We start from the raw sequence: 23,487 nt of genomic DNA, 5'->3' as shown, positions 1-23,487 counted from the left end.
CTCAGATCAAGATTGAAGGACAGGATGACCCAGTTCGACCTTACCGATGACCAGCGCCAGATCCAGGAAATGGCGCAAAAGTTCACCGCCGACGCCATCACGCCTCATGCGGGCGAGTGGGACGAGAAGCATATTTTCCCGAAGGACACGATCCGGTCGGCGGCGGAACTGGGCTTTGGCTCCATCTACGTGAGCGAAGATGCGGGCGGCATCGGGCTCGGTCGGCTGGAGGCGGCGCTCATCATGGAGGCGATGGCTTACGGCTGTCCGTCCACCTCCGCCTTCATCTCCATCCACAATATGGCCGCGTGGATGATCGACCGCTTCGGGTCGGACGACCTCAAGGCGAAATATCTCCCGTCGATGGTGACGATGGAGAAGATGGGTTCTTATTGCCTCACCGAGCCCTCCTCGGGTTCCGACGCGGCAGCGCTCAAGACCAAGGCGGTGCTGGACGGCGACCATTATGTCGTGTCGGGCTCCAAGGCGTTCATCTCCGGCGGCGGCGAGAATGAGATTTACGTCGTCATGGTCCGCACCGGGGAAGATGGCCCCAAGGGCATTAGCTGCCTTGTCATCGAAAAGGACATGCCGGGCGTTAGCTTCGGCGCGCAGGAAAAGAAGCTCGGCTGGCATTCGCAGCCGACCTGCCAGGTCAATTTCGACGACGTGCGCGTGCCCGTGTCGAACCGCGTCGGCGGCGAAGGCGAAGGCTTCCGCATCGCGATGATGGGTCTCGACGGAGGTCGCCTCAACATCGGCGCCTGCTCGCTCGGCGGCGCGCAACGCTGCCTCGACGAAGCGGTCAAATATACGAAGGATCGCAAGCAGTTCGGCAACCCGATCGCGGACTTCCAGAACACGCAGTTCACGCTGGCCGATATGGAAACCGAACTTCAGGCCGCGCGCATCCTCCTCTACACCGCCGCTGCCAAGGTGACGGCGAACGCACCGGACAAGACCAAGTTCGCGGCGATGGCGAAGCGCCTTGCAACTGACACGGGCAGCAGCGTCGTTGATCGTGCGCTGCAACTGCATGGGGGCTACGGCTATCTTCAGGATTATCCGATCGAGCGCTTCTGGCGCGACCTTCGCGTGCATTCGATTTTGGAAGGCACCAACCAGATCATGCGGGTGATCGTTTCGCGCGAGATGTTGCGGCAGTGACCCTTCGATACGCCATTTCGACAAGCTCAATGGCTATTCAGGCCGAACGGGTTTTTCTTTTCCGTTCGTCCTGAGTAGGGACTGAGCAACGGCGAAGGCCCGTATCGAAGGACTTCTGATGACCGAAGACATCATAACCATGATCGAAGGCCGTGTCGGCCGCATCCGCCTCAATCGCCCGAAGGCCATCCATGCCCTGACCAAGGACATGTGTTCGGCCATGATCGCGACGCTGATCGAATGGAGCGATGATCCGGCGGTGGAAGCCGTCATGATCGACCATGCCGAAGGGCGCGGCTTCTGTGCGGGCGGCGACGTGCGCATGCTGGCCGAAAGCGGCTCGACGGACGGCGCCGATGCCCGGGCCTTCTTCCACGAGGAATATCGGCTCAACCACCTGCTCTTCACCTATGAAAAGCCCATCATTGCCTTCATGGACGGCATCACGATGGGCGGCGGCGTCGGCATTTCGCAGCCCGCCAAATATCGCGTGGCGACGGAGAATACCCGCTTCGCCATGCCGGAAACCGCAATCGGCCTGTTCCCGGACGTCGGCGGCGGCTGGTATCTGTCCCGCCTGCCGGGCCGGGTCGGCCAGTTCCTGGCGCTGACCGGCGCGCGGATGGATGGCGCCGAGTGCAAATATCTCGGCCTCGCCAGCCATTATTGCCCGAGCGAGAAGCTGGAGGACGTCAAGGCGCAGATCGCCGCGCGTCCGGACCGGATCGAGGGCATATTGGGAACGGCCGGAGCATCGGTTCCGGAAGCCAGGGTTGCCGACAATCTCCTGACCATCAACCGGCATTTCGCATCGGATCGGCTGGAGGATATTCTCGCCAGCCTTGAAGCCGATGAGTCCGAATGGGCGCAGACCGAGCTTGCAACGCTCCGCACGAAGAGCCCGCAGGCCTGCAAGGTTTCGCTCCGCCAGCTTGCCCTCGGCGCGGTGATGACCGACTTCGCGGACGAGATGCGGATGGAATATGGCATCGCCGCCCATGTCGTGGTGCGGCCGGACTTTATCGAAGGCGTCCGCGCCGTGTTGATCGACAAGGACAATGCACCGAAATGGAATCCCGACACGCCCGAGGGTGTAACGGACGAAATGATCGACACCATCTTCGCGCCGATGCCGGAAGGCGAGGAATGGACGCCGCTAGCCGCTTAATCGTCATTCCGGCGAAGGCCGGGATCTCAGCGAGGGCGGAGCGCTGAACCTTTCGGTCACGAGATTCCGGCTTTCGCCGGAATGACGCTTAGGACGAGAATGATGAGCTACGAAAACATCCTGGTCGAACAACGTGGGGCGGTGACGCTCATCACCCTCAATCGCCCGAAGGCGCTGAATGCGCTCAATACGGCGGTGCTGAATGAGCTGATCGCCGCCTTCGCCGCCTATGATGCGGACGACAGCCAGCGTTGCGCGGTGCTGACCGGTAGCGAAAAGGCTTTCGCGGCGGGCGCGGATATCAAGGAAATGCAGGATCAGGGCTTTGCCCAAATGTATGCGTCGAACTTCTTCTCCGGCTGGGAGAAGGTGACGGCCACGCGCAAACCTTGGATCGCGGCGGTGGCGGGCTATGCGCTCGGCGGCGGCTGTGAGGTCGCCATGATGGCGGACTTCATCATCGCGGGCGACAATGCGCAATTTGGCCAGCCGGAGATCAAGCTGGGTGTGACGCCGGGCATGGGCGGATCGCAGCGACTGACCCATGCAATCGGTAAGGCCAAGGCAATGGAAATGTGCCTTACCGGCCGGATGATGGGCGCAGAGGAAGCGGAACGCTCTGGTCTCGTCGCGCGAGTGGTGCCCGCAGCTTCGCTACTCGAAGAGGCGCTGAAGACCGCAGAAACGATCGCGGCCATGGGCCCGCTTGCCGCCATCGCCAACAAGGAAATGGTGAACGCCGCCTTCGAGATGGGCCTGGCGCAGGGCATTGTGTTCGAGCGTCGGTTGTTCCACGGGCTCTTCGGGTCCGAGGACCAGAAGGAAGGCATGAGCGCCTTCGTCGACAAGCGGAAGGCGGAGTGGAACGGGCGGTAAGCTGACCCCGCAAAAACGCCCCGCTAGCCCTGAGCCTGTCGAAGGGCGTGTGAAACGTGCGGGGCAAACGCGCTTCGACAAGCTCAGCCCTAGCGGTTCTGGATGTAAGGTAGAGGATAACGAAATGGCAAAGGTCGCATTCATCGGGCTCGGCAATATGGGGAGCGGTATGGCCGCCAATCTCGCCAAGGCGGGACATGAGGTGCGGGCTTTCGACCTTTCCGATGCGGCCCTCGCCAAAGCCGAAGCAGCGGGTTGCATCCGCGCCGCTTCCGCTGCCGAAGCGGCGAGCGAGGCCGATGTCGTCGTCACCATGCTGCCTGCGGGCAAGCATGTGGAGGATGTGTACGAGAACAGCATCCTCGGCGCGGCCCCCAAGGCTGCGATCCTGATCGATTGCTCCACGATCGATGTCACCACGGCGCGCAAGGTGATCGCGGACGCGGAAGCGGCGGGCTACCAGATGGTCGATGCGCCGGTCTCCGGCGGTATAGCGGCGGCCGAAGCGGGCACCCTCACCTTCATGTGCGGCGGCACGGACAAGGCCTTCGAAGCGGCACAACCCTTCCTCGAAATCATGGGCAAGGCGGTGATCCACGCGGGCGGCGCGGGCGCGGGTCAGGCGGCGAAAATCTGCAACAACATGCTCTTGGGCGCGTCGATGGTCGCGACCTGCGAGACCTTCGCGCTGGCTCAGAAGCTCGGCCTCGACCCGCAGACCTTCTTCGCCATTTCGAGCCAGGCATCGGGCCAGAACTGGTCGATGACGAGCTATTGCCCGGTCCCCGGCGTCGGTCCGCAGACGCCTGCGGATCGCGACTATGAAGGCGGGTTCGCAACCGCCCTGATGCTGAAGGATCTGAAGCTCGCCATGGAAGCGGCACAGAGCGTCAACGCCTATACGCCCATGGGCGCTGAAGCGGAGGAACTCTATACGCGCTTCGCCAATCTTGGCGGCGCGGGAAAGGATTTTTCCGCCATTATCAAGATGATCGACGACAGCTGGGAAAAGCCTGCCGACGCATGATCATTTGACGTTCATCGCTGCCCCTGAATAGTGTCCGCCATCCGGGCGATTCACGCCCATGAGCCAAAGGGGCAGAAATGAAGCTTTTGACGACCAAGGCGCTCGGCCTTGCGCTGCTTGCGGCCGCCCCCGCTTTTGCGGACGAGAGCCATGATTGCATCGACGAGGCCTGCACGATGCTGTCTCTATTCGACAGCGCGGCAAGCACTGGCGCGAGCAGCAGCACCGCCACGACGATTGCGGCCGCCCCCATGGGCGAGTGGGGCATCGATACGGCGGGCATGGACAAGAGCGTCAAGCCCGGTGACGACTTCTTCGGCTATGTGAATGGCACGTGGGCCAAGACGACGGAAATTCCGGCGGACCGCTCCTCTTTCGGCGCGTTCGCGACGCTGCGCGATCTTTCCGAGGCGCGTGTTCGCCAGCTGGTTGAAGGCTATAAGCTCGGCAATCCCGCAAAGGACGGCGATCAGGCGAAGGTTGCGGCTCTCTACCAGGCGTTCATGGACGAAGCGGCGATCGAGAAGCTCGGCGCCAAGCCGCTCCAGCCGAAGCTCAAAGCCATACGTGGCGTGAAGTCGAAGGATGACATGGCCAAGCTGATGGGCCAGTCGCTCGGCCGGGTCGGTGGCAGCTTCTTCGGCGCGTTCGTCAACGACGACAGCAAGAATCCGGATTATTACGCACTGTACATGAGTCAGTCCGGCCTCGGCCTGGGCGACCGCGAAATGTATCTTCAGGAAAAATTCGCGCCGCAGAAGACCCGCTACCAGCAATATGTCGCACAGATGCTCGGCCTTGCCGGCTGGGCGAATGCGGAAAAGGCGGCCGCCGACATCGTCGCGATGGAAACGAAGATCGCCGAGGCGCATTGGACCCGCGCCGAAAGCCGCAACCGCGACAAGACCTATAATCCGATGACGCTCGCGGAGCTGAATACGCAGGCGCCGGGCTTCCCCTGGGGCACGTTCATGGCGGCCGCCAATGTCGGCAAGGCCGACAAGGCGATCGTGTCGCAGAACACCGCATTCCCGAAAATCGCGAAGATTTTCGCGGATACCGATCTTGAGACGCTGAAGGCATGGCAGGCTTTCCAGACGGTGGATGACGCCGCCCCGCTCCTGTCCAAGGCTTTCGACCAGGCACAGTTCGAATTCCGTTCGAAGTTCATGAACGGCCAGCCGGAGCAGCGCGAGCGTTGGAAGCGCGGCGTCGGCGTGGCGGAAGGCGCGATGGGCGAAGCCATCGGCCGCGACTATGTCGGCCTCTATTATACCGCCGAAGCAAAGACCGCGATGGACAGCCTGGTCGCCAACGTGAAGGCTGCCATGAAGACCCGTATCGAGGGCCTTCAGTGGATGAGCCCGGAAACGAAGGTCCAGGCGCTCGACAAGCTCGCCAATTTTGGCCTGAAGATCGGCCATCCCGACAAGTGGCGGGATTATTCGGCGCTGCAGATCAAGAATGGCGACCTGTTCGGGAATGTCGAACGGGCGGCGGCTTTCGAATGGAATTATCGTGCCAATCGGCTCGGCCAGCGCGTGGACGAAGCCGAATGGGGCATGACGCCGCAGACGGTGAACGCTTATTATTCGCCGGTGAAGAACGAGATCGTCTTCCCCGCCGCAATCCTGCAACCGCCCTTCTTCGATCCCAAGGCCGATCCGGCCGTCAATTACGGCGCCATTGGCGGCGTAATCGGCCACGAAATCAGCCACGGCTTCGACGATCAGGGCCGCAAGTCGGACGGCAAGGGCATCCTGCGCGATTGGTGGACGGCCGATGATGCGGCGAAATTCGAAACGCAGGCAGCGCGATTGGGCGCTCAATATGAAGCCTACACCTTCCCGACGCTGCCCGACATGCGCATCAACGGCCGCGTCGCGATGGGCGAGAATATCGGCGATATGGCTGGCATCCACGTCGCCTATGACGCGTACAAGAACTCGCTCAATGGTCAGAAATCGCCGGTCATCGACGGTTTCACCGGCGAACAGCGCCTGTTCATGGGCTGGGCGCAGGTGTGGCGGACGCTGTGGCGCGACGATGCGCTGCGTCAGCAGATCGTCAACGGCCCGCACTCGCCGGGCCACATCCGCGCCTTCGCGCCGCTCCGCAACGTCGATGCCTGGTATGAGGCATTCAACATCCAGCCGGGCGAAGCGCTCTATATCCCGCCGGAAGAACGCGCGCGGATCTGGTAAGAGACTGAAGGGGAAAGGGAGCTTCGGCTCCCTTTTCTTTTGCGCGCAGGCGAACATTCACCCGCCCGCAACGTTCGCCCCTTCCAGGATGTGGAAGGACGAAATGGCGACAGGGTCGAAAAAGGCGGTACTCGCCGCGATGGGCGCCAATCTCGGCATCGCGATCGCGAAGTTCGGCGGGGCGGCCTATACCGGTTCAAGCGCGATGCTCGCGGAGGGCGTGCACAGCCTCGTCGACACGGGCAATCAACTGCTCCTTCTCTTCGGCATGAAGCGATCGGCGCGGCCCGCGGACCGCAAACACCCCTTCGGCTATTCGCGCGAAATCTATTTCTGGAGCTTCGTCGTCGCCGTACTGCTCTTCACGGCGGGCGGCGTCGTGGCGATCTATGAAGGCGTCCAGAAGCTCAATGCGCCCCATCCGGTGGAAAGCCCGGTCGTCAATTACGTCATACTCTGCCTCGCCATGGTGATGGAGGGCGGATCCTTCCGCGTTGCGCTTGGCGAATTCCGCAAGGTTACCGGCAATACATCCTGGTGGCGCGCGGTACGGGAGGCAAAGGATCCGGTGCTCTTTACCGTCTTGTTCGAAGACACGGCGGCTCTTATCGGCCTCGCAGTCGCGCTGGCGGGCCTTGTCGCCGCCCATCTCTTCAATCTCCCCGCTTTGGACGGCGTCGCTTCGTTGCTGATCGGCCTAATCCTCATCGCGGCCTCGCTGCTGCTTGCGCGCGAGACGATGAGCCTCATTATCGGGGAATCCGCCTCGCCCGCGCTCCTCGCAAGGCTCGAGCATCACCTGCTTCGCGAACCCGTCATTGTCGAGGTGCGGGACATGAGTTCGGTTCACCTTGGCCCTCACGACATCGTCGTCACCGCTCTCGTCGACTTTCGCGATACCGTTCCGGCCGGAGAAATCGAACGGATCGTCGGGCGTCTTATCGCAGAGATTCGCGCTGTCGAGCCAGATGTGAAACGCCTGTTTCTGGCGCCAACATCCTTTGCGGGCGGCTAGGCTCCGGACTCAATTAGGGCCCTTCGTGGAGTGGGTCGGTGCCAGGCGGCGGCACCTCATCCAATTCGCGGCGGTGCCGTTCGCCTTCCTTCCGGCTTTCTTCAACATGCGAAGGCAGGTTTCCCTCCTGCTCCTCTTCCCTCTTCCTCTCCATCATGCTTCCTTTCGCTAACAACAACGCGCACTGCGAGGAACCGGTCCGCTTGCACCAGCATTGGATGACCCATGACAATGAACGCGAAGGAAGCATCGGATCGGGCGGGCAACGGGAAAATGGTGATCGGTTGGGCTCTCGACCTCAGCCAGCGCCGGGAGCTCCTTCAACAATTTCCGCCGAAATATGGCGAAGTGGTCGCCGATCATGTGACCCTGAAGGCTCACACCTCCCGCGATGCCGGGCTTCCTTCGGAAACGGAGGGCGAGATCGTCGGGCGGAGCGACGACGGCAAGGGGGTCGAGGCGTTGGTGGTGCGGATCGATGGAACCACGGATAGGCCGGACGGCAGCACCTATCATATTACCTGGTCGCTGGCGGAAGGCAGGCGGGCCAGGGAAAGCAACGACGTGATCGCGGCATTCGGCTGGGCGCCGATCGCGCTCCCCATGCCGATCCTGCTCCAGCCGAAACGCTTTCCATGACCCGGCAGCTCTACCTCGACTGCGACGGCGTTCTGGCCGATTTTGACGCGGGTGCGAAGTCCGTCCTTGGCGCTTCCCCGCGCGAGTTCGAGCGGCGGCATAATATCGGGAAGATGTGGGCGAAACTCGCGGCCGCGCCGGATTTCTACGGCACCCTGCCCCCGATGCCGGGCGCGATGACATTGTTCGAAGCCGTCCGCCATCTCGATCCAATCATCCTCACCGGCCTGCCGCGCGGCAATTGGGCTGCCCCGCAGAAGGAACGCTGGGCTGCAGAACACTTCCCCGGCACGCGCATCATCACCTGCATGGCGGTCAACAAACGCAATCACGCGAAAGAAGGCGATGTGCTGGTCGACGACACGCTGAAGCACCGCCATCTGTGGGAAGAAGCGGGCGGGATTTTCATCCATCACCGAACCGTCGATGAGACGCTGATGGCCCTGCGCGAATATTTTCCGATGTCCTAATCTTCCCTCGTCATTGCGAGCGAAGCGAAACAATCCAACTGTGCTTGCCAGAACCATGAATTGCTTCGTCGTATCGCTCCTCGCAATGACGGCTGGTCCGGTTCACGAGCCACAATTTCGGAATGGCATCTTTCCTCGGCGCTCAGCATCTGGCATGGCTGCGCGCGACAGGGGACAGCGATAAGCAACTTAAGCCGGGGGGACGCTCTTTCTGGGTTCAATCCCACGTCGTCCACAGAACATCGCTGAACAGCCACGAACGGCAAGAAGTTGCCGCCTTTGAAGGGGTTTGAGTCCAGATGCGTTATTTGCTTGCTGCCACGTGCCTCACGCCGGTTGCGCTCGCCGTTGCGATGCCAGCCGCCGCCCAGACGGTGATCTCCACCGCGCGCACCACATCGATTTCCACGTCCACCGCAAACAACGGTGCCGCGAGCGACATTCGCATCGCCACCGGTGGCTCGGTCCGCCCGACGGTGAGCGGCGGCGCTGTGATCGTGGACAGCAATAATGCTGTGACGAACGAGGCCACGATCGGCACCAACAATGTGAACGATTCCACCGGCATTCTCGTCACGTCCGGCGTGACGGCGACTACAATCAACAATGCCGCGGGCGCGACGATTTCCATTATCGAAGATTATACGGGCACCGACAGCGACAAGGACGGCGATCTCGACGGCGGCTTCGCGCAAGGGACAGGCCGGTACGGGATCCGCGTTTTGGGCGGTGGCGCTCCCCTTACCGGAAACATCACCAATTCCGGAACGATCACCATCGAAGGTAATGCTTCGGCCGGTATCAGCATCGAAAATACACTGAACGGCCGCCTCATCAATAACGGCACGATCAACGTGACCGGCAATGACAGCGTTGGCATCCGTGCGAATGACTTGAACGGCAACACCCGGATTGCGGGCGCCATCACCGTGAAGGGCGCCAATGCTGTCGGCGCCCAGATGCTTGGCGACATCACCGGGACGCTCGAAATCCAGGGAGCGATCTCGAGTTCGGGCTATCGCTCCAACAGCCGACCGACCACGACCGCGGCACTCAACGCACTCGATGCCGACGACCTGCTCCAGGGCGGACCGGCCGTCGATATTCGCGGCAATGTTTCGGGCGGCATCATCTTTGCCGTTGCGCCCGGCACGACAGACAAAGACGAAGACAATGACGGCATCAAGGATAAGGACGAAGGCGCCGCGAATATCTCGACCTTCGGATCGGCACCGGCCATCCGCATCGGGTCCGCGACCGAAGATATCGCGGTAGGCGCGGTAACCGGCCACGCTTCGGGCCATGGTATTGTCATCAACGGCACAGTGAAATCGGATGGCGTTTACAGCGGCGTCACCTCCACCGCGATCCAGATCGGGGGCTTGGGCGGCGACGTGACAGTCGCTGGAGGAATGACGATCGGCGCGAGCGTCAACGCGGAGTCGTTCGATCGCAGCGCGACGGCGCTCAACATCGGGTCTGGTGCCACAGTCGACACGGTCAGCGTATCGGGCCTCCTCAGCGGGTCTGCGGGTGGAGCGGAAAGCTCGACACGCGCTGAAGGCTTGGCGATCGAAGCCGGTGCGACCGTCAACCGGATCACTAATAGCGGCGTCATCCGCGGCGCGGTCAGCGGCACGGGCGGCATTGCCAGCGCGATCGTCGATCGCTCCGGCGGCCTCGACCTTATCGAAAATACGGGCACGATCGCCGCAACTGGTGCCGCGCTCGACGCGGATCGCACCAATGCGATCGACGTCAGCCTCAACGGCACCGGCGTCACCATCCGCCAGAATGCCGTCACCACCGGCAACGCGCCGCAGATCATCGGTAACGTCCGCTTCGGCGGCGGCGACGATGTATTCGACATTGCCGACGGCACCGTCACCGGCAACACCACCTTCGGCGCGGGGGCCAACCGCCTCGCGCTTTCGGGCGATGCCGCCTATACCGGCAACGCGACCTTTGGCGCTGGTGTCGATACGATCACCATGGCCGGAACCTCGCGCTTTGCCGGGGACATCAATTTTGGCGGCGGCGCCGACACGATGACGCTGGCCGGCACGTCCAGCTTCACCGGCCGGATCAGCAATGCCGGTTCGGCGGCAATCACTGTCGATGGCGGCCGCTTTGGCGCAACCAATGTGGGGGAGGTCGATATCGGCTCGCTCACCATGGGCGCGAATTCCACCCTTGCGGTCACGCTCGATCCGGTCAGCGGCAACAACACATTGTATGACGTGGCGGGCGCGGCAAGCTTCGGCACGAACAGCCGCATCTCGGTCACGTTGAGCCGCATCGCGGATTCGGAAGGCACCTTCACGGTTTTGCGTGCAGGATCGCTGACCGGCGGCGCCAACATCAGCGCCGACACGGCGACCCTTCCCTACCTCTACGCCGGATCGGTCACCGCCAACGAAACGACCGATACCGTGGCGCTTAACATCCGCCGCAAGACGGCAAGCGAGCTTCAGTTCAACGCGTCGGAAGCCGCCGCTTATGACGCGATCTTCGACGCGCTCGACAGCGACGAGCAGGTGGCCGACGTGTTCCTCGGCATCGGCGAGCAGGGCGCGTTCGACGCCGCTTATCGCCAGCTCCTTCCCGAACATGCTGGCGGCACGTTCGAAACCGTCACGCAGGCCTCGCGTGCGACGGCGCGGATGCTGCAGGATCGCCGCATCCCGGTCGCACCGGACGGACGCCCGGGCGTCTGGGTGTCGCAGGTTGTCTGGGGCACGAGCAAGGATATCGGCGACACGTCCGAATATGACGTCAGCGGCTGGGGTGCCGCGGCAGGGGCCGAAAAGGAACTGTCCGAAGGGAACGTGGTCGGCGCATCCTTCGGCTATCTGCTCGGCAAGGACGCCTTTGGCGGCAATGACAATCAGGTCGATACCAACCAGTTCGAACTGGCCGGCTATTGGCGCGGCGATTTCGGGCCGCTTCAGGCCTATGCGCGGGCGTCGGGCGCCTTCATTAAGTTCGAAGGCTTCCGCCGGTTCATCGGCACTGCCGGCAGCCAGACGGTCACCCGCACGGCCGAAGCGGATTGGAACGGTACGCTCTTTTCGGGAACGGCGGGCGCTTCTTATGAAATCCAGTCGGGACGCCTGAGCTTCCGTCCGACTGCGGCGATCGATTATTATCGCCTGTCGGAAGGCGATTATGAGGAAAATGGCGGCGGCGACGCCTTCAACCTCAGCGTCGACAAGCGCACGGGCGACGAACTCGCAGCCACGGGCTCGATGGTCGTCGGCTATGATTTCGGCAGCATGGATCCGCAGGGCACCTGGTTGCGCCTGGAAGCGGAAGCCGGACGCCGTCAGATCATCGCGGGCGAGCTTGGCACGACCACGGCCCGCTTCGCGGAAGGCGACGATTTCGTGCTTCGTGCCGAAGACCGCAAGAGCGGTTGGATCGGCCGCCTCCGCCTCGCCGGCGGCACGCAGATCTTCCGCCTTGGCGGCGAATTCAGCGCGGAAGAACAGCAAGGCCACGCAGCCGTCGCCTTCCGCATCGGCCTGAACGCGGCCTTCTAAATGGCTTGGAGGCGGAGTAACCTGCTCCGCCTCCGCCTACCCACCCCCGCTAGTCCTGAGCCTGTCGAAGGACGGAACCAGCTGGAACCGGGCTGCGTCACCAGCCCTAGCGGGGTGAAATGGTCGCCTTTAGAAGAAATCAGCTCGAAGGGCGCACCTCGCCGAGCTGAATAACCCCCTCAGCCTCATCAGCGATCTCGATTTCAAATATGCTCCGGTCCGGATCGAGCATCTCGATCCGCCAGCGCCCCGGCGCCAGGCCGGTGGCACCGAAGCGCCCGTCACCATTCGTGAACAACGTAACCGGCTCACGATCCGGCTGGGCCAATTCCGTCGCAGTGCCCGCAACGAGGCTGACCGGGGAGCCATCCCGCGTGACAAGACGCCCGACCACCGTCACCGAATAATCCGACCCCACCGTCAATTTGTACCCCGCGCGATAAGGCGGGAACAGGCGGAAAGCGCCCTGCCCTAAATCTGCACCGGTCGGCGCCGCAGGCGCGTCCACCGTAATCGAGCGCTCGCTATAGCTGGTCAGGCTAGAATAGAGGGCAGTGCCAAGCGCCCCCGTATGGGCCGTGGCGCCCGATGGGCTCGGGTCCAGCACGACGTCAGCGCCCTTCAGCGAGCGGTGCGCCTGAACCACCGCAAAGCTGTCATAAACCGGCCTCCCCCAAGACACCGCGCCATCCGCCACTCCCACAGCAGTGCCGAAGCGGAGAGAGGAGCGCTGACTGGTCGAAGGCCCAAACTCGCCATCGAACGTCCCGAAATGGCTGAAGCCCAATTCGGCGCGGTTGGCGAAATAATTGGCGTTGACGGTTGCGCCGACGCCGCCATCGCTCCGCTCGATGTCGGCATTGAAATTATAGGCGCCGACGCCCGACCCCCGATAGGTCTGGTAGGTGAGGCGCGCCCGGTTGAACCGCGGGTCGTAATCGCCGCGCAGGCTGGAATAGCGGCCAAGGCGATAGGTGAGCGACAGGAACGCGCCGACCTCGGTGCCGAACGCATCCCGTTCATAGCGCGCGTCACCGGTGAAGTTCAGGGCCGCATTGATCCGCCAGCCCATCGTCGCGCGCAGGCTGGCGACATCGCGTTGGTCGCCCCGGCCCTTGGAATAACGTGCATCGACCCCTGCATAGATGTCTTCGTTGATCGACCGGCTGTAGCCCCCGCCAATTTCATAAACGAAGGGATTGAACGGCCGCAAAGTGCCGATCGGCCCGAAGTCCCGACTCCTCGCTTCCAGGGAAAGGGAAAAACTGTTCGATAGCCCATTGGCGCGGAGGACCGGCCGCTGGAATGTCAGGATCGACGCCCAGCCTTTGCCATAACCCTCAACCTGCGACGCGGCGAGGAACCCCGCAAAGGAGCCGATGGGCGTCGCAAGCACCGCTTCGGGCCCACCCATCCAGCCATAAGGGTCAACCTGGACGTTCGCGCCAAGGGTCAACGTGTCGCTCATCCCCCGCCGGTAGAAGCCTGTGAAGGCAAGATCGTCGCTGTAACGCGGCCCATTCCGTCCCAGCGGCGCGATGACACCGGCATAAAGGCCGAATTCGCTCAGCCCCCTCGCCAGCTGCGCCTGATCGAGGAAGATATTGTAGCGCACCGTCTCGGATCGTCCGGCATCGTCAGTGATCGTCAGGCGGATATCGTTCGCACCTTGGGTGAAAGGAAAGTCGCGCAGATCATAGCTGCCGGGATCGAGCTCGATCCGCCGCACGATCTGATTGTTGACGCTCACCTCCACGCTCGACCGGCGATCAAGGCGAAAACTCCGGTCGCCGCGCGGCCGAATGATCGCCTGCGGCTCAAGCACGCTGTAGGAGCGATAGAGGGCAAGGCCCGCAATTTCCGGTGCCGATTGAAAGCCCCGGCCAAGTGTCAGCAGGTCGCCCGCGCTCCAGCGCATGAGCCTGTCCTGATCGTCGTAAACGGCCCGCGTGCCGCGCCGCTGGAAATCCGCATCGCGCGCACCCGGCTGGTAATTGGCTTCCGACTCGATAACGATTCCGCGAACACGCGCCGCGCCGTCGATGAAGATGACCGGGAGGTCCAAGCCGCGATCCGCGCCCTGATGCACATAATCGAGCGATCCGCGCACGCTGACATAGGCGCTATAATCGGCGGGCGCGATGAAGCTGCCCGTCGGACCGTCGTCAATGTCGGACAGGGCAAGCGAGCGCGACGCCCGGCTGCCCGGCGCGATGTCCAATTGCAGCTCGAGCGCTTGCGGATTGTAGCGGATGAGGATGCCCGCCCGTTGAAATTCGCTCGCGGTCAGCGGACGTCCCCCGGCGACGGCGCTCTCCAGCGTCTGAAGCGCGCCGGCATCCACGCGGTTCTTGAGCAGATCGAGCAGGCGCCGCGCGGAAAAATGCACCCGCTCATCCGCCTCGATCGTGATCGTCGCATCGCCAAGATAGGTCGATCCGTCCATCACGGGCGCGGTCAGCACAACCGGCTTGCCCGTCGGATTGAGCTGCCCAGCGGCTTGCGGATCGGGCGCGATCTCCACCGTGGCAGCGGACGGCGCCCCCTGCCCTGATGCCAAAGACGGATTGAAAAGAACGAACGCGGCGGAGACCGCGAGCCGCCCTTTCATCCCCGACGCCTTAGCTTTCCGGGGTGAACTCGGCCTCAATACGCCCCCCTTGCTGCGGCAACTCGACAGGAACGACGATCCGGCGGATCTGCCCAGCGCCGACGAGCCCATAGCCGACCGTCTGCTGGATTTCGGGGCCCGACAGTGCACGGCGGAACACTTCCTTGCCGCCCGCATCATATTGCACGATCCGCAACCGTCCGCGCGACAGATAGCCATGCGCCTTGGTGAGATTGCTCACCGTGATTGCGGGCACCGGCTTTCCTTCCGCGTTCGTAGCGGTTTCCGTTTTGGTGATGGTGAGCGCGGGCTTTTGCCCATCCGGCGAAACGCTCACCAGAACCTGGAAATTATAGAGGAGCTGGATGTTCGACTGCCCCTCTTCCAGCTTCACGGGAAGCTGCGCCACCGTCACATAATAATGGCGGCTGGTGTCGAGGGTCGGTGCGCCGACATATTGGACGCGGAACGTCTGCCGCTGGCCGGGCTGGATCAGCGCTTGCGGCGGGAAGACGGCAAGATCGCCCGGATCCTGGCCCGTAGGCGCAACGCCGTCCGTATCGAGCTTCAGGCTTTCGATCCGGATTTCGACCGGCAACGGCTTGTCGAACGTGTTCTCGACCGTAAGAACCTGGCTCATGCCGCGTCCGCCGGTGGTGAGATCGATGACGACCGGCTGGACGGTCATCGCATAGACGATCGATGAAATTCCCAGGGCGGCGAACAGGATCGCGGCCCAGATCGGTACTTTCTTAAGCAACGCCTTCACACGCAATCCTCCCGGCTGGCGGCCTATCATGGCGGGGCCTGTCCGAAACAGCAATTGGCGGGCACCATTGATGCCCGCCAATCTATAATCTTTTGCAACCGTTCTGGTTGCGAGATTTGTTACGCCGCCGGCGAGATGATGACGTCGACCGAACCGGCGTAGCTGCCCGCTTCCAGGATCGCGGTGCTGTCCGAAGTCTGGCCGTTGGAGATGGCGAGCGTTACGTTGTTCGAAGCCGAGGCCAAGCGATCACCGAGGAGGCCGGTGGTCGCACCCTGGCTGCTCGTCAGGTCGGTCACCGTCGCGGTGCCGCCCTTGGCGCCAACCGCGGTCAGCGTCGCGGTGTAGTTCACCTGGTTGGTGTAGCCAAGGCTGGCGGTCGTCACGGCGGCGTTCGTCAGTGCCTTGGCATTCACCGAAAGCTGCGGGTTGGCGCCGTTGCAGCGGATGGTGAACTGGCGGGAAAGGCCGCCGGTGTTGGAACCGAAGCCGCTGTCCACAGTGCCGGTCGACTTGGCAAGTTCGCCGAGCGTGATCGTGCCGCTGATCGGCGTGACGGCGGTGCACTTTGCGGCAACGCTGCCGGTGATGTCGACGGTGCCGGCGGCCTGGGCGAAAGCGGGCTGAGCGGCGAAAGCGGCGAGAGCGGCGACGGTGGCGAGAGCGATCTTCTTCATGGCGTAGTCTCCTGAGTAATCTTGGTGGAGCATCGTTGCTCCGATGCCCTGCTTATGCCTTGGGAGATCGCTGCCAGATATTTAGCGGAAGGCGAAAAGAGCGGCTAACCTTGTGGGAGAAAAACTATATCCAAGGTTAGGATTTTCGGCCGCTCTACGAGACGAGGCGCTTAAAGCGCCGAACAGGACAGGCCGGATGACGCGGATATAACCGGCGACAAGGTGACGGTGATAATGTCCGCGTAATTGCCGGACGGCGCCTTACCCGCTCCCCCTTCCAGCAGAGTCGCGCGAATCGGCAGGGTTCCGCCCGCGCCGCCGACGCCCGCACGGGCGCAGGTTCGCGTGCCGAAGCTGCTGTTCGATATGATATCGGTGCCGAGGAACTGAGCTTTATATTGGATGGTCTGCGCAGCGTTGGCGAGGCTGCCGCCCGGGAAAGTCAGCCGGAAGTTATTCTGCGACTGGACCTGCACCTGATAGGGGCCGGAGCTCTTCACGCGAATCGCATTGCTCGCTGACGTCGTATAGGATGCGGGCGCCGCCTGGACGGCAGCGGTATTCACCTCGCCGATTTCGCCGAAATCGAGCGCGGACCCGGCATAATAAGCCTGGAGGGCACTCACCACATTCACATTGATGCGGACGCCGTCGGCAAGCTTTGTCGGTGTGAGCACACTGGCAAGGCCACCCTCGCCCGAACAGATATACAGGATGTCGAGTTCGATCGGATCGCCCGATGACAGGTCGACATTGGGCGGCACGGTGACGCGCAGGTTAAGCGCCGCCGATATGTCCGAACTGAATAGACCGCCAAAATCATAACGTATTTCGCCCGCCGCATTGGCGCCGCCGTCGATCGCCGTCAGCGAGCGCGGCCGGGTTCCCGTCGCCCCCTCCGTGTAGATGACGCGGCTGCCCTGATAGGTGACGTCATAATCAGGCGCTCCGACCGGCTTGGTGAGGACAAGGCTCACCTGATTGGTGCGGCCCGTGATGAAGCCCCGGGTGCGGGTCAGGATCAACGGCACCGTCACTTGCGACAAGCCGGTTGAGGAAAATGGGTCGTAAGTGATCGTCGCGGGCGCGGTCGCCTGCCCTGTCACTCCGCATCGCGTGGACTGCGCCTGCGCTGGCGATACGGCCGCAAGCGCCGCGACCAGACTTCCGCCGAAAAGATACAGGCCGCGCCTCACGGTGCCGGTGCGACGATGATTTCCACCGCCCCTCCTTGCCCGGCATGGGCGCTCTGCTCAGAAGCGAGACGCACGTCGGCGATATGGACGAGGACATTGCCCTCGTCCGCAGCCAGCCGGGCGCCGAGATCGACCGGAGCCATGGGACTGGCCTCGGTTGCCGTACCGCTTCGCCCGCCCGCGCCGAAGGCGGTCAGCGTTACATCCGGATTGGCGAGCGATTGACTGCGCACGGACAGAGCGGGACTGTTTCCGCTGCAGCGCACGGTCACCCTGCGGCTCACCTCGGACAACTCGGGAAGGTCGTGCCCGATCTCGATCGCATCCACGGCGCGGCCATAGCATCGCGGCGCAACGCTGCCCTGCATGTCGACCCGCGCGGTCTGGGCCGAAGCAGGCACCGCCATGACCGAAAGGCCAAGCGCCAGCTCACCGATCAGGATCGTTCGGGCATGATCCAAGATGTTGGCGCGGCGCATCATATTTCTCATTTGGCTTAAGTCGCCGGGGCCGTAAAGCATTCCATTGGTCATAAGGCGGCGCTCACGGTGACGGTCAAAGTATCCGAATAGGTGCCGGCGACGAGCGGCGTTGCACTCGCCGAATAAGGCGCGGCCGAAACACGAACATAGGAACCGTTTGATTTCGTCGACGGGGCGCCGAGGCGGAGGCCGGTGCTGCTGCTTGCCGTGCCCGCAAAGGCCGCGCAGCTGCCGCCCGACGACAGGGTCGATGCAGCGCAGGTCGCGCTGGCCTTGGTCGCATTGTCCGCAACCAGGTTCACCGTCACATCATAAGGCGCCTTCGACGCAAAGCCTGTCGCGGCGGCGGCAGTCTGCAACCCGCCATTGGCCGAGCTCACTGCCACGCGCGAAGCACCCGAACAGTTGAGCGTGATCGGAATGTCGCGGGAAAAACCGGTCGTGTCGAAATCGGCCTGGCTGATCGATGCATTCGGCGCGGATGCAAAACCGCAGCGATCCTTGACCGACGCCTTGACGTCGATGCCGAGCGCCAAGCTGTTCACCGCGCCCTGTCCCGGAGCATAGACCGTATTGGAATGAGCGGCCGTGCCGGCAAAAGCCAGCATCGCCATCATCCCAATCCAGACTGCCCGGAAACCCTGCACCAATCGTCCCTTCTGCCTGCGGTCGAATATGTCCGCTTCAGACAATCAGATGCGATTTTTGGGACCACACAACAATTTATCGCCCGGGCAATTCGGCCCTTAACCGGCGTTGGCGGAAGCTATATCGGGGGATATAGTCAAAGCCATTCCGTTCGGCGCTGGACGGGGTTAAGAGCCGCCCATGCACGAACGCTCTCGCTTCTCTTTCCAGATCGCCGCTACCGACGGCGCCGCTCGCACCGGCACGATTTCCATGCTCCGCGGCGATATCCGCACGCCCGCTTTCATGCCGGTGGGCACGGCGGCGACGGTGAAGGCGATGAAGCCCGCGGACGTGCGCGCGGCGGGGGCGGACATCATTCTTGGCAACACCTATCATCTGATGCTCCGCCCGGGTGCGGAGCGGATGGCGCGGCTCGGCGGATTGCACAATTTCATGGGCTGGGAACGCCCGATCCTCACCGACAGCGGCGGCTATCAGGTGATGAGCCTATCCGACCTCCGCAATATGAGCGAGGAAGGCGTGTCCTTCAAAAGCCATCTCGACGGCTCCGCGCACATGCTGACGCCGGAACGGTCGATGGAAATCCAGCGGCTGCTGGGCTCGGACATCGTCATGGCTTTCGACGAATGCACGTCCTATCCGGCAACGCGCGATCAGGCTGCGGCGTCGATGGAGCGATCAATGCGCTGGGCGAAGCGCTCGCGCGACGGCTTCGATACGGGGCATGACCATGCCGCGCGCTCGGCCCTGTTCGGCATCCAGCAAGGATCGATGGAGGAGGATTTGCGCCGCATTTCTGCCGACAAGCTGATCGACATCGGTTTCGATGGCTATGCGGTCGGCGGCCTTGCCGTCGGCGAAGGACAAGCTGAGATGTTCCGCGTCCTCGACTTCGCACCCTCCATGCTGCCGCACGACAGGCCGCGCTACCTGATGGGCGTCGGCAAGCCCGACGACATCGTCGGCGCGGTTGAGCGTGGCATCGACATGTTCGATTGCGTGCTGCCGACCCGCTCAGGCCGCAACGGCCAAGCCTTCACCCACGATGGCCCGCTCAACATCCGCAACGCCAAGTTCGCCGAGGATCAGGGCCCGCTCGATCCCAGCTGCGCCTGCCCCGTCTGTGGCACATGGAGCCGCGCCTATCTCCACCACCTCATCCGCGCCGGCGAAATATTGGGCGCGATGCTGATGACCGAACATAATATCAGCTTCTACCAGCAATTGATGCAAGGCCTGCGCGACGCCATCGCCGAAGGGCGATTAAAATCCTTCGCCGACGCCTTCAGGGCGCGCTACTCAAAAAAATAAACCGTTATTCCGGCGAAAGCCGGAATCTCATGACGGAAGGGCGCCTTACTCGTCCTGAGACCCCGGCGTTCGCCGGGGTGACGAGGAGAGGGTCGACTTCCGCTCTCCCGCCGCTGCTACGATTTCCCGTTTCCGCGCATCGCTGGCCCCGATCCACTCGCCAATCTCAACGAGCGTCCGGCCGCAGCCGACGCAGAGGGTGCGTTCGAATTCGACGTGCAAACGCCCGTGCAGGGCGAGGCAACCGGATCGCTCAGTTCGGCACGCCGAAGTTAAGGAAGTCCGGGACAGGCCCGTTCCAGCCCTCGTCCGCGCCTTCCGGCTCCTCGACACGCGGGGCGCGGCGGGGCTCTTGCGGACGATCATCACGCGCACGTTCGGGCTTGCGTTCCTCGCGTGGCGCTTCGGCTTTCTTCGCCCTGCCGCGCGGCGCCTTCTTCGGCGGCGCTTCAGCTTCCAGCTCGCCTGCAGGTGCGGCCCCGTCCAGCATCGGAATCGCACTGCCGATCAGCTTCTGGATCGCGCCGAGATGCTCCGCATCCTCCGCCGTCGCCAGCGTCACAGCCATGCCGCTCTTGCCCGCGCGGCCGGTGCGGCCGATGCGGTGGACATAATCGTCGGGCTGATAGGGCACGTCGAAGTTGAAGACGTGGCTGACGCCCTTGATGTCCAGACCCCGCGCCGCGACGTCAGACGCGACGAGGATGTTGATCTCGCCCGACTTGAACCGATCCAGCTCCTTCAATCGCTCGGACTGCTCCATGTCGCCATGGATCTGGCCCGCCGCGAAGCCGGAGCGCTTGAGGCTGGTCGTCAGATCGCGCACCGTCGTCTTGCGGTTGGCGAAGATGATGGCGGTCGTGACATCGAGATCGCGGATCAGCCCCTTCAGCGCGTCCCGCTTTTTGCGCGGTTCGATCTTCAACAGCCGCTGATCGATCAGCGCGTTGCTGCTGGCAGGCCGCGAAACTTCGATCATTTTCGGGTTCGACAGGAATTTGTCGGCCAATTTCTTAATCGGCGGCGGCATCGTCGCGGAAAAGAGCAGGGTCTGCCGGTTCGTCGGCAGCTTCTTGCAGATATCCTCGATGTCCGGAATGAAGCCCATGTCGAGCATCCGGTCCGCCTCGTCGATGACAAGCAGGTTGCAGCCGGTGAGCAGGATATTGCCGCGCGCGAACAGGTCCATCAACCGGCCGGGCGTCGCGATGAGGACGTCCACGCCCTTTTCGAGCGCCTTTATCTGATCGCCCATCGATACACCGCCGATCAGCAGCGCCATCGAAAGCTTGTGATGCTTCCCGTATTTCTCGAAATTTTCCGCGACCTGAGCGGCGAGTTCGCGGGTCGGCTCCAGGATCAGCGAGCGCGGCATGCGCGCCCGGCTGCGGCCCTGGGCCAGGATGTCGATCATCGGCAGCACGAAGCTCGCCGTCTTGCCGGTGCCGGTCTGGGCGATCCCGATAAGATCGCGGTTCATCAGAACGGACGGGATCGCCTGCTGCTGAATGGGAGTGGGCTCGTTATAGCCCGATTCCTCCACGGAGCGGAGCAATTCGTCGGAAAGGCCGAGATCGGCAAAGGTCATTCGAAATCCGGAAAAGAGTTGCGCGTCTATCGTAGCAGCCGCCTACGCGCGGGCTTGTGCGCATAGGCGCGCGCTTGTCAAGCAAAGCGCGTCATTTGGGGACGGCGGTCAGGGTCCGGAAAGTCTCGATTCCACACTGACCGCCGACGCGCGAGCGAATCATATCGCGGTCCGCGCAAATCTTTCCATCGTCGGATCGGGTTAGGTAAAAACCGTAATAATAATCGAGCGCTGGGCACTTATTACCGAGCCGCGCACGCACCCGGCGATTGTCGCGAAGGATGAGGTCGACGCTGTTTTGACCAAGGAAAGTCGCGCCCAGAATCTGCCGCGTCGAAATGCATTTCGGCCCCTTCCCTTCTTCCCAGCGGACATTGCGTGCGGGTTGAGATTGGCGGATGCGCACGGGAATACGGACGATCGTGCGCTGCTGGACGATGACCTGCCCCATATTGCCACCCTGTGCGACAGGACGAAGCCCGCCGCCCGCGTCGGCAAGGGACAGCATGAACAGCGCCGCGCTGACGAGGATCATCGGACAATTTCCATCAGACCCGCAATCTGCGTTCGCGGTTGAACATGCGATTAATTTGCTCCACTCGCCCCGAATGGCCTCTCTAATATCGGCTGCGGTCCATATGGCAACTTCATCGCGTCTCTTCCTGGAACAGCTCGCCGCATTGGTCGGCCCGCGCGGTTTCACGACCGATGCGGATGCGATGGCCCCATGGCTCACCGATTGGCGCGGGCGCTATCATGGCGCGGCGGCCGCCCTGGTTTCGCCTGCGAATACGGAAGAGGTCGCGGCGGTCGTTCGGCTGTGCGCCGATCACAATGTCGCCATCGTCCCTCAGGGCGGAAATACGTCGATGGTGGGGGGCGCAACGCCATCGCCGGATGGTGGCGCGATCCTCCTATCGCTGCGGCGGATGAACCGCATCCGCAGCCTCTTGCCCGACAGCAACCTGGCCGTGTGCGAGGCCGGAGTGATCCTCGCCAATCTGCACGACGCGGCGGCGGAGAAAGGACGACGCTTCCCCCTGACCCTCGGCGCCAAGGGCAGCGCGACGATCGGCGGGCTCGTGTCGACCAATGCTGGCGGCACGCAGGTCTTGCGCTTCGGCACAATGCGCGGCCTTGTTGCCGGGATCGAGGCGGTGCTGCCCGATGGCAGCATCCATTCCGCCCTCGCCCCGCTCAAGAAAGACAATCGCGGCTACGACCTTAAGAGCCTGCTGATCGGCGCCGAAGGAACATTGGGCATCGTGACCGCCGCCACTCTGACCCTCGTTCCCGCGTTTGCAGAGCGGCGCGTCGCCTGGGTCGGGCTGAACGATCCGGAGGCCGCCCTCACCCTCCTCCGACGGCTGGAGGCGGCGCTTCCCGATGCCGTCGAAAGCCTCGAACTGATCCCCGCTCATGCGCTGGACCTCGTTCTCGCCCACATTCCCGGCACCCGCGCGCCGCTGGACGCCCCCCACCCCTGGCATGTTCTGATCGAGGCGACCGCACCCGAATCGCCCTCCACGCTCGGCGACCGGCTGACAGCGGAACTGGAAAGCGCAATCGAGGCGGATATCGTGAAGGACGCGACGATCGCCGCCTCGCTGGCGCAGGACGATGCTTTCTGGCGGATCCGCGACAGCATTTCGGAAGCCGAGCGGGCGGGCGGCGTAGCCGCAAAGCACGACATTTCCGTGCCGGTTTCGTACATGCCCCGCTTCATGATGGAAACCGCACCGGCGGTCGAACGCGCCTTTGCCGGCACCGGGGTCATCGCCTTCGGGCATTTGGGCGACGGCAACGTCCACTTCAACGTCATGGCCCCTGCCGGAGCGCCGCCCGATTGGCTGGCGAGCGAAGCGCCTGCAATTTCAGCGTTTGTGCACGACGCGGTCACGGCCGCAGGCGGCTCGATATCCGCTGAACATGGCATCGGCCAGATGAAGATCGATGAGCTGGAGCGCCTCAGCTCGCCCGCCCGCCTCAACGCCCTGCGCGCCATCAAGACGGCGCTCGATCCAAAGGGCATCATGAACCCGGGAAAGCTTGTCCCGCTTGCGAAAAAGCCGCGTCCCTCGTAGAGCGGCGGCA

General features: G+C 63.1%; 20 protein-coding genes. 11 read left to right on the top strand and 9 right to left on the bottom strand.

Features of this window, described 5'->3' with window-relative positions; all coding sequences use genetic code 11:
• The first annotated feature begins 24 nt into the window (after positions 1–24).
• The 9 genes from C7I56_RS02360 (at position 25) to C7I56_RS02315 (ending at position 12,108) form a co-directional block, all read left to right on the top strand.
• The gene (locus tag C7I56_RS02360; RefSeq protein ID WP_106638929.1) at positions 25–1,167 is read left to right on the top strand and encodes an acyl-CoA dehydrogenase family protein; all 1,143 of its coding nucleotides are present in this window, start codon (positions 25–27) and stop codon (positions 1,165–1,167) included.
• Between the two features lie 118 nt (positions 1,168–1,285).
• Positions 1,286–2,335 (top strand): enoyl-CoA hydratase/isomerase family protein, encoded by a 1,050-nt coding sequence (locus C7I56_RS02355; protein ID WP_106638928.1) that lies wholly within the window; start codon positions 1,286–1,288, stop codon positions 2,333–2,335.
• A 102-nt stretch (positions 2,336–2,437) separates the two neighbouring features.
• Complete coding sequence (locus C7I56_RS02350) at positions 2,438–3,211, top strand: enoyl-CoA hydratase (protein WP_106639593.1); 774 nt, start codon at positions 2,438–2,440, stop codon at positions 3,209–3,211.
• Between the two features lie 124 nt (positions 3,212–3,335).
• A complete protein-coding gene (gene mmsB / locus C7I56_RS02345; protein ID WP_106638927.1) occupies positions 3,336–4,238 on the top strand; it encodes a 3-hydroxyisobutyrate dehydrogenase in 903 nt (300 codons plus the stop codon).
• A gap of 77 nt (positions 4,239–4,315) precedes the next feature.
• Positions 4,316–6,442 carry a M13 family metallopeptidase gene (locus tag C7I56_RS02340; protein WP_106638926.1) on the top strand — a complete coding sequence of 709 codons (2,127 nt, stop codon included), beginning with the start codon at positions 4,316–4,318 and terminating at the stop codon, positions 6,440–6,442.
• Between the two features lie 103 nt (positions 6,443–6,545).
• Positions 6,546–7,457 carry a cation diffusion facilitator family transporter gene (locus C7I56_RS02335; RefSeq protein WP_106639592.1) on the top strand — a complete coding sequence of 304 codons (912 nt, stop codon included), beginning with the start codon at positions 6,546–6,548 and terminating at the stop codon, positions 7,455–7,457.
• Between the two features lie 225 nt (positions 7,458–7,682).
• Positions 7,683–8,096, top strand: a complete 414-nt coding sequence (locus tag C7I56_RS02325; RefSeq protein WP_245409559.1) for a hypothetical protein — start codon at positions 7,683–7,685, stop codon at positions 8,094–8,096.
• Entirely contained in the window at positions 8,093–8,566 is a 474-nt protein-coding gene (locus C7I56_RS02320) for an HAD family hydrolase (RefSeq protein WP_106638924.1), read from the top strand. Before C7I56_RS02325 ends, C7I56_RS02320 begins: the two co-directional genes overlap by 4 nt.
• 299 nt (positions 8,567–8,865) lie before the next feature.
• Complete coding sequence (locus C7I56_RS02315; protein ID WP_106638923.1) at positions 8,866–12,108, top strand: autotransporter outer membrane beta-barrel domain-containing protein; 3,243 nt, start codon at positions 8,866–8,868, stop codon at positions 12,106–12,108.
• A 139-nt stretch (positions 12,109–12,247) separates the two neighbouring features.
• Here the strand turns inward: C7I56_RS02315 and C7I56_RS02310 are convergent, their stop codons facing one another.
• From C7I56_RS02310 to C7I56_RS02285, 6 genes are all read right to left on the bottom strand, one after another.
• Positions 12,248–14,719: a fimbria/pilus outer membrane usher protein gene (locus C7I56_RS02310; protein ID WP_106638922.1), complete on the bottom strand. Its 2,472-nt coding sequence runs from the start codon at positions 14,717–14,719 to the stop codon at positions 12,248–12,250.
• A 10-nt stretch (positions 14,720–14,729) separates the two neighbouring features.
• Positions 14,730–15,488, bottom strand: a complete 759-nt coding sequence (locus C7I56_RS02305) for a fimbrial biogenesis chaperone (RefSeq protein WP_245409558.1) — start codon at positions 15,486–15,488, stop codon at positions 14,730–14,732.
• 119 nt (positions 15,489–15,607) lie between these two features.
• Entirely contained in the window at positions 15,608–16,165 is a 558-nt protein-coding gene (locus tag C7I56_RS02300) for a hypothetical protein (RefSeq protein WP_106638921.1), read from the bottom strand.
• A 170-nt stretch (positions 16,166–16,335) separates the two neighbouring features.
• Complete coding sequence (locus tag C7I56_RS02295; protein WP_106638920.1) at positions 16,336–17,361, bottom strand: hypothetical protein; 1,026 nt, start codon at positions 17,359–17,361, stop codon at positions 16,336–16,338.
• Positions 17,358–17,843 (bottom strand): hypothetical protein, encoded by a 486-nt coding sequence (locus C7I56_RS02290; RefSeq protein WP_158702961.1) that lies wholly within the window; start codon positions 17,841–17,843, stop codon positions 17,358–17,360. The genes C7I56_RS02295 and C7I56_RS02290 overlap by 4 nt, the downstream gene beginning before the upstream one ends.
• A 47-nt stretch (positions 17,844–17,890) precedes the next feature.
• Positions 17,891–18,490 (bottom strand): hypothetical protein, encoded by a 600-nt coding sequence (locus C7I56_RS02285; RefSeq protein ID WP_158702960.1) that lies wholly within the window; start codon positions 18,488–18,490, stop codon positions 17,891–17,893.
• Between the two features lie 181 nt (positions 18,491–18,671).
• Between C7I56_RS02285 and tgt the strand changes: the two genes are divergently transcribed.
• Complete coding sequence (gene tgt, locus C7I56_RS02280) at positions 18,672–19,805, top strand: tRNA guanosine(34) transglycosylase Tgt (protein WP_106638917.1); 1,134 nt, start codon at positions 18,672–18,674, stop codon at positions 19,803–19,805.
• 45 nt (positions 19,806–19,850) lie between these two features.
• Here tgt and C7I56_RS12810 read toward each other — a convergent pair whose 3' ends face one another.
• The 3 genes from C7I56_RS12810 to C7I56_RS02265 all read right to left on the bottom strand — a co-directional run bounded on the left by C7I56_RS12810 (position 19,851) and on the right by C7I56_RS02265 (position 21,928).
• Positions 19,851–20,171, bottom strand: a complete 321-nt coding sequence (locus C7I56_RS12810; RefSeq protein ID WP_106638916.1) for a DUF1289 domain-containing protein — start codon at positions 20,169–20,171, stop codon at positions 19,851–19,853.
• Complete coding sequence (locus tag C7I56_RS02270; RefSeq protein WP_106638915.1) at positions 20,059–21,393, bottom strand: DEAD/DEAH box helicase; 1,335 nt, start codon at positions 21,391–21,393, stop codon at positions 20,059–20,061. The genes C7I56_RS12810 and C7I56_RS02270 overlap by 113 nt, the downstream gene beginning before the upstream one ends.
• Positions 21,394–21,484: 91 nt before the next feature.
• Complete coding sequence (locus C7I56_RS02265; RefSeq protein WP_106638914.1) at positions 21,485–21,928, bottom strand: hypothetical protein; 444 nt, start codon at positions 21,926–21,928, stop codon at positions 21,485–21,487.
• Between the two features lie 103 nt (positions 21,929–22,031).
• On the opposite strand from C7I56_RS02265, the gene C7I56_RS02260 reads away from it, so the two are divergent.
• A complete protein-coding gene (locus C7I56_RS02260; RefSeq protein WP_106638913.1) occupies positions 22,032–23,477 on the top strand; it encodes an FAD-binding oxidoreductase in 1,446 nt (481 codons plus the stop codon).
• Positions 23,478–23,487 lie beyond the last annotated feature (10 nt).

Source organism: Allosphingosinicella vermicomposti, from assembly GCF_003012815.1.
Lineage (GTDB): Bacteria > Pseudomonadota > Alphaproteobacteria > Sphingomonadales > Sphingomonadaceae > Allosphingosinicella > Allosphingosinicella vermicomposti.
This window is presented reverse-complemented; position numbering and strand designations above follow the sequence as displayed.

Excerpts from the sequence above, each read along its gene's own strand:
- C7I56_RS02320 (WP_106638924.1), top strand. The coding sequence starts at position 8,093 with ATGACCCGGCAGCTCTACCTCGACTGCGACGGCGTTCTGGCCGATTTT.
- C7I56_RS02315 (WP_106638923.1), top strand. The coding sequence starts at position 8,866 with ATGCGTTATTTGCTTGCTGCCACGTGCCTCACGCCGGTTGCGCTCGCC.
- C7I56_RS02360 (WP_106638929.1), top strand. The coding sequence starts at position 25 with ATGACCCAGTTCGACCTTACCGATGACCAGCGCCAGATCCAGGAAATG.
- C7I56_RS02290 (WP_158702961.1), bottom strand. The coding sequence starts at position 17,843 with ATGATGCGCCGCGCCAACATCTTGGATCATGCCCGAACGATCCTGATC.
- C7I56_RS02260 (WP_106638913.1), top strand. The coding sequence starts at position 22,032 with ATGGCAACTTCATCGCGTCTCTTCCTGGAACAGCTCGCCGCATTGGTC.
- C7I56_RS02355 (WP_106638928.1), top strand. The coding sequence starts at position 1,286 with ATGACCGAAGACATCATAACCATGATCGAAGGCCGTGTCGGCCGCATC.
- C7I56_RS02265 (WP_106638914.1), bottom strand. The coding sequence starts at position 21,928 with ATGATCCTCGTCAGCGCGGCGCTGTTCATGCTGTCCCTTGCCGACGCG.
- tgt (WP_106638917.1), top strand. The coding sequence starts at position 18,672 with ATGCACGAACGCTCTCGCTTCTCTTTCCAGATCGCCGCTACCGACGGC.
- C7I56_RS02300 (WP_106638921.1), bottom strand. The coding sequence starts at position 16,165 with ATGAAGAAGATCGCTCTCGCCACCGTCGCCGCTCTCGCCGCTTTCGCC.
- mmsB (WP_106638927.1), top strand. The coding sequence starts at position 3,336 with ATGGCAAAGGTCGCATTCATCGGGCTCGGCAATATGGGGAGCGGTATG.
- C7I56_RS02340 (WP_106638926.1), top strand. The coding sequence starts at position 4,316 with ATGAAGCTTTTGACGACCAAGGCGCTCGGCCTTGCGCTGCTTGCGGCC.
- C7I56_RS02325 (WP_245409559.1), top strand. The coding sequence starts at position 7,683 with ATGACAATGAACGCGAAGGAAGCATCGGATCGGGCGGGCAACGGGAAA.
- C7I56_RS12810 (WP_106638916.1), bottom strand. The coding sequence starts at position 20,171 with ATGATCGTCCGCAAGAGCCCCGCCGCGCCCCGCGTGTCGAGGAGCCGG.
- C7I56_RS02270 (WP_106638915.1), bottom strand. The coding sequence starts at position 21,393 with ATGACCTTTGCCGATCTCGGCCTTTCCGACGAATTGCTCCGCTCCGTG.
- C7I56_RS02350 (WP_106639593.1), top strand. The coding sequence starts at position 2,438 with ATGAGCTACGAAAACATCCTGGTCGAACAACGTGGGGCGGTGACGCTC.
- C7I56_RS02310 (WP_106638922.1), bottom strand. The coding sequence starts at position 14,719 with ATGAAAGGGCGGCTCGCGGTCTCCGCCGCGTTCGTTCTTTTCAATCCG.
- C7I56_RS02335 (WP_106639592.1), top strand. The coding sequence starts at position 6,546 with ATGGCGACAGGGTCGAAAAAGGCGGTACTCGCCGCGATGGGCGCCAAT.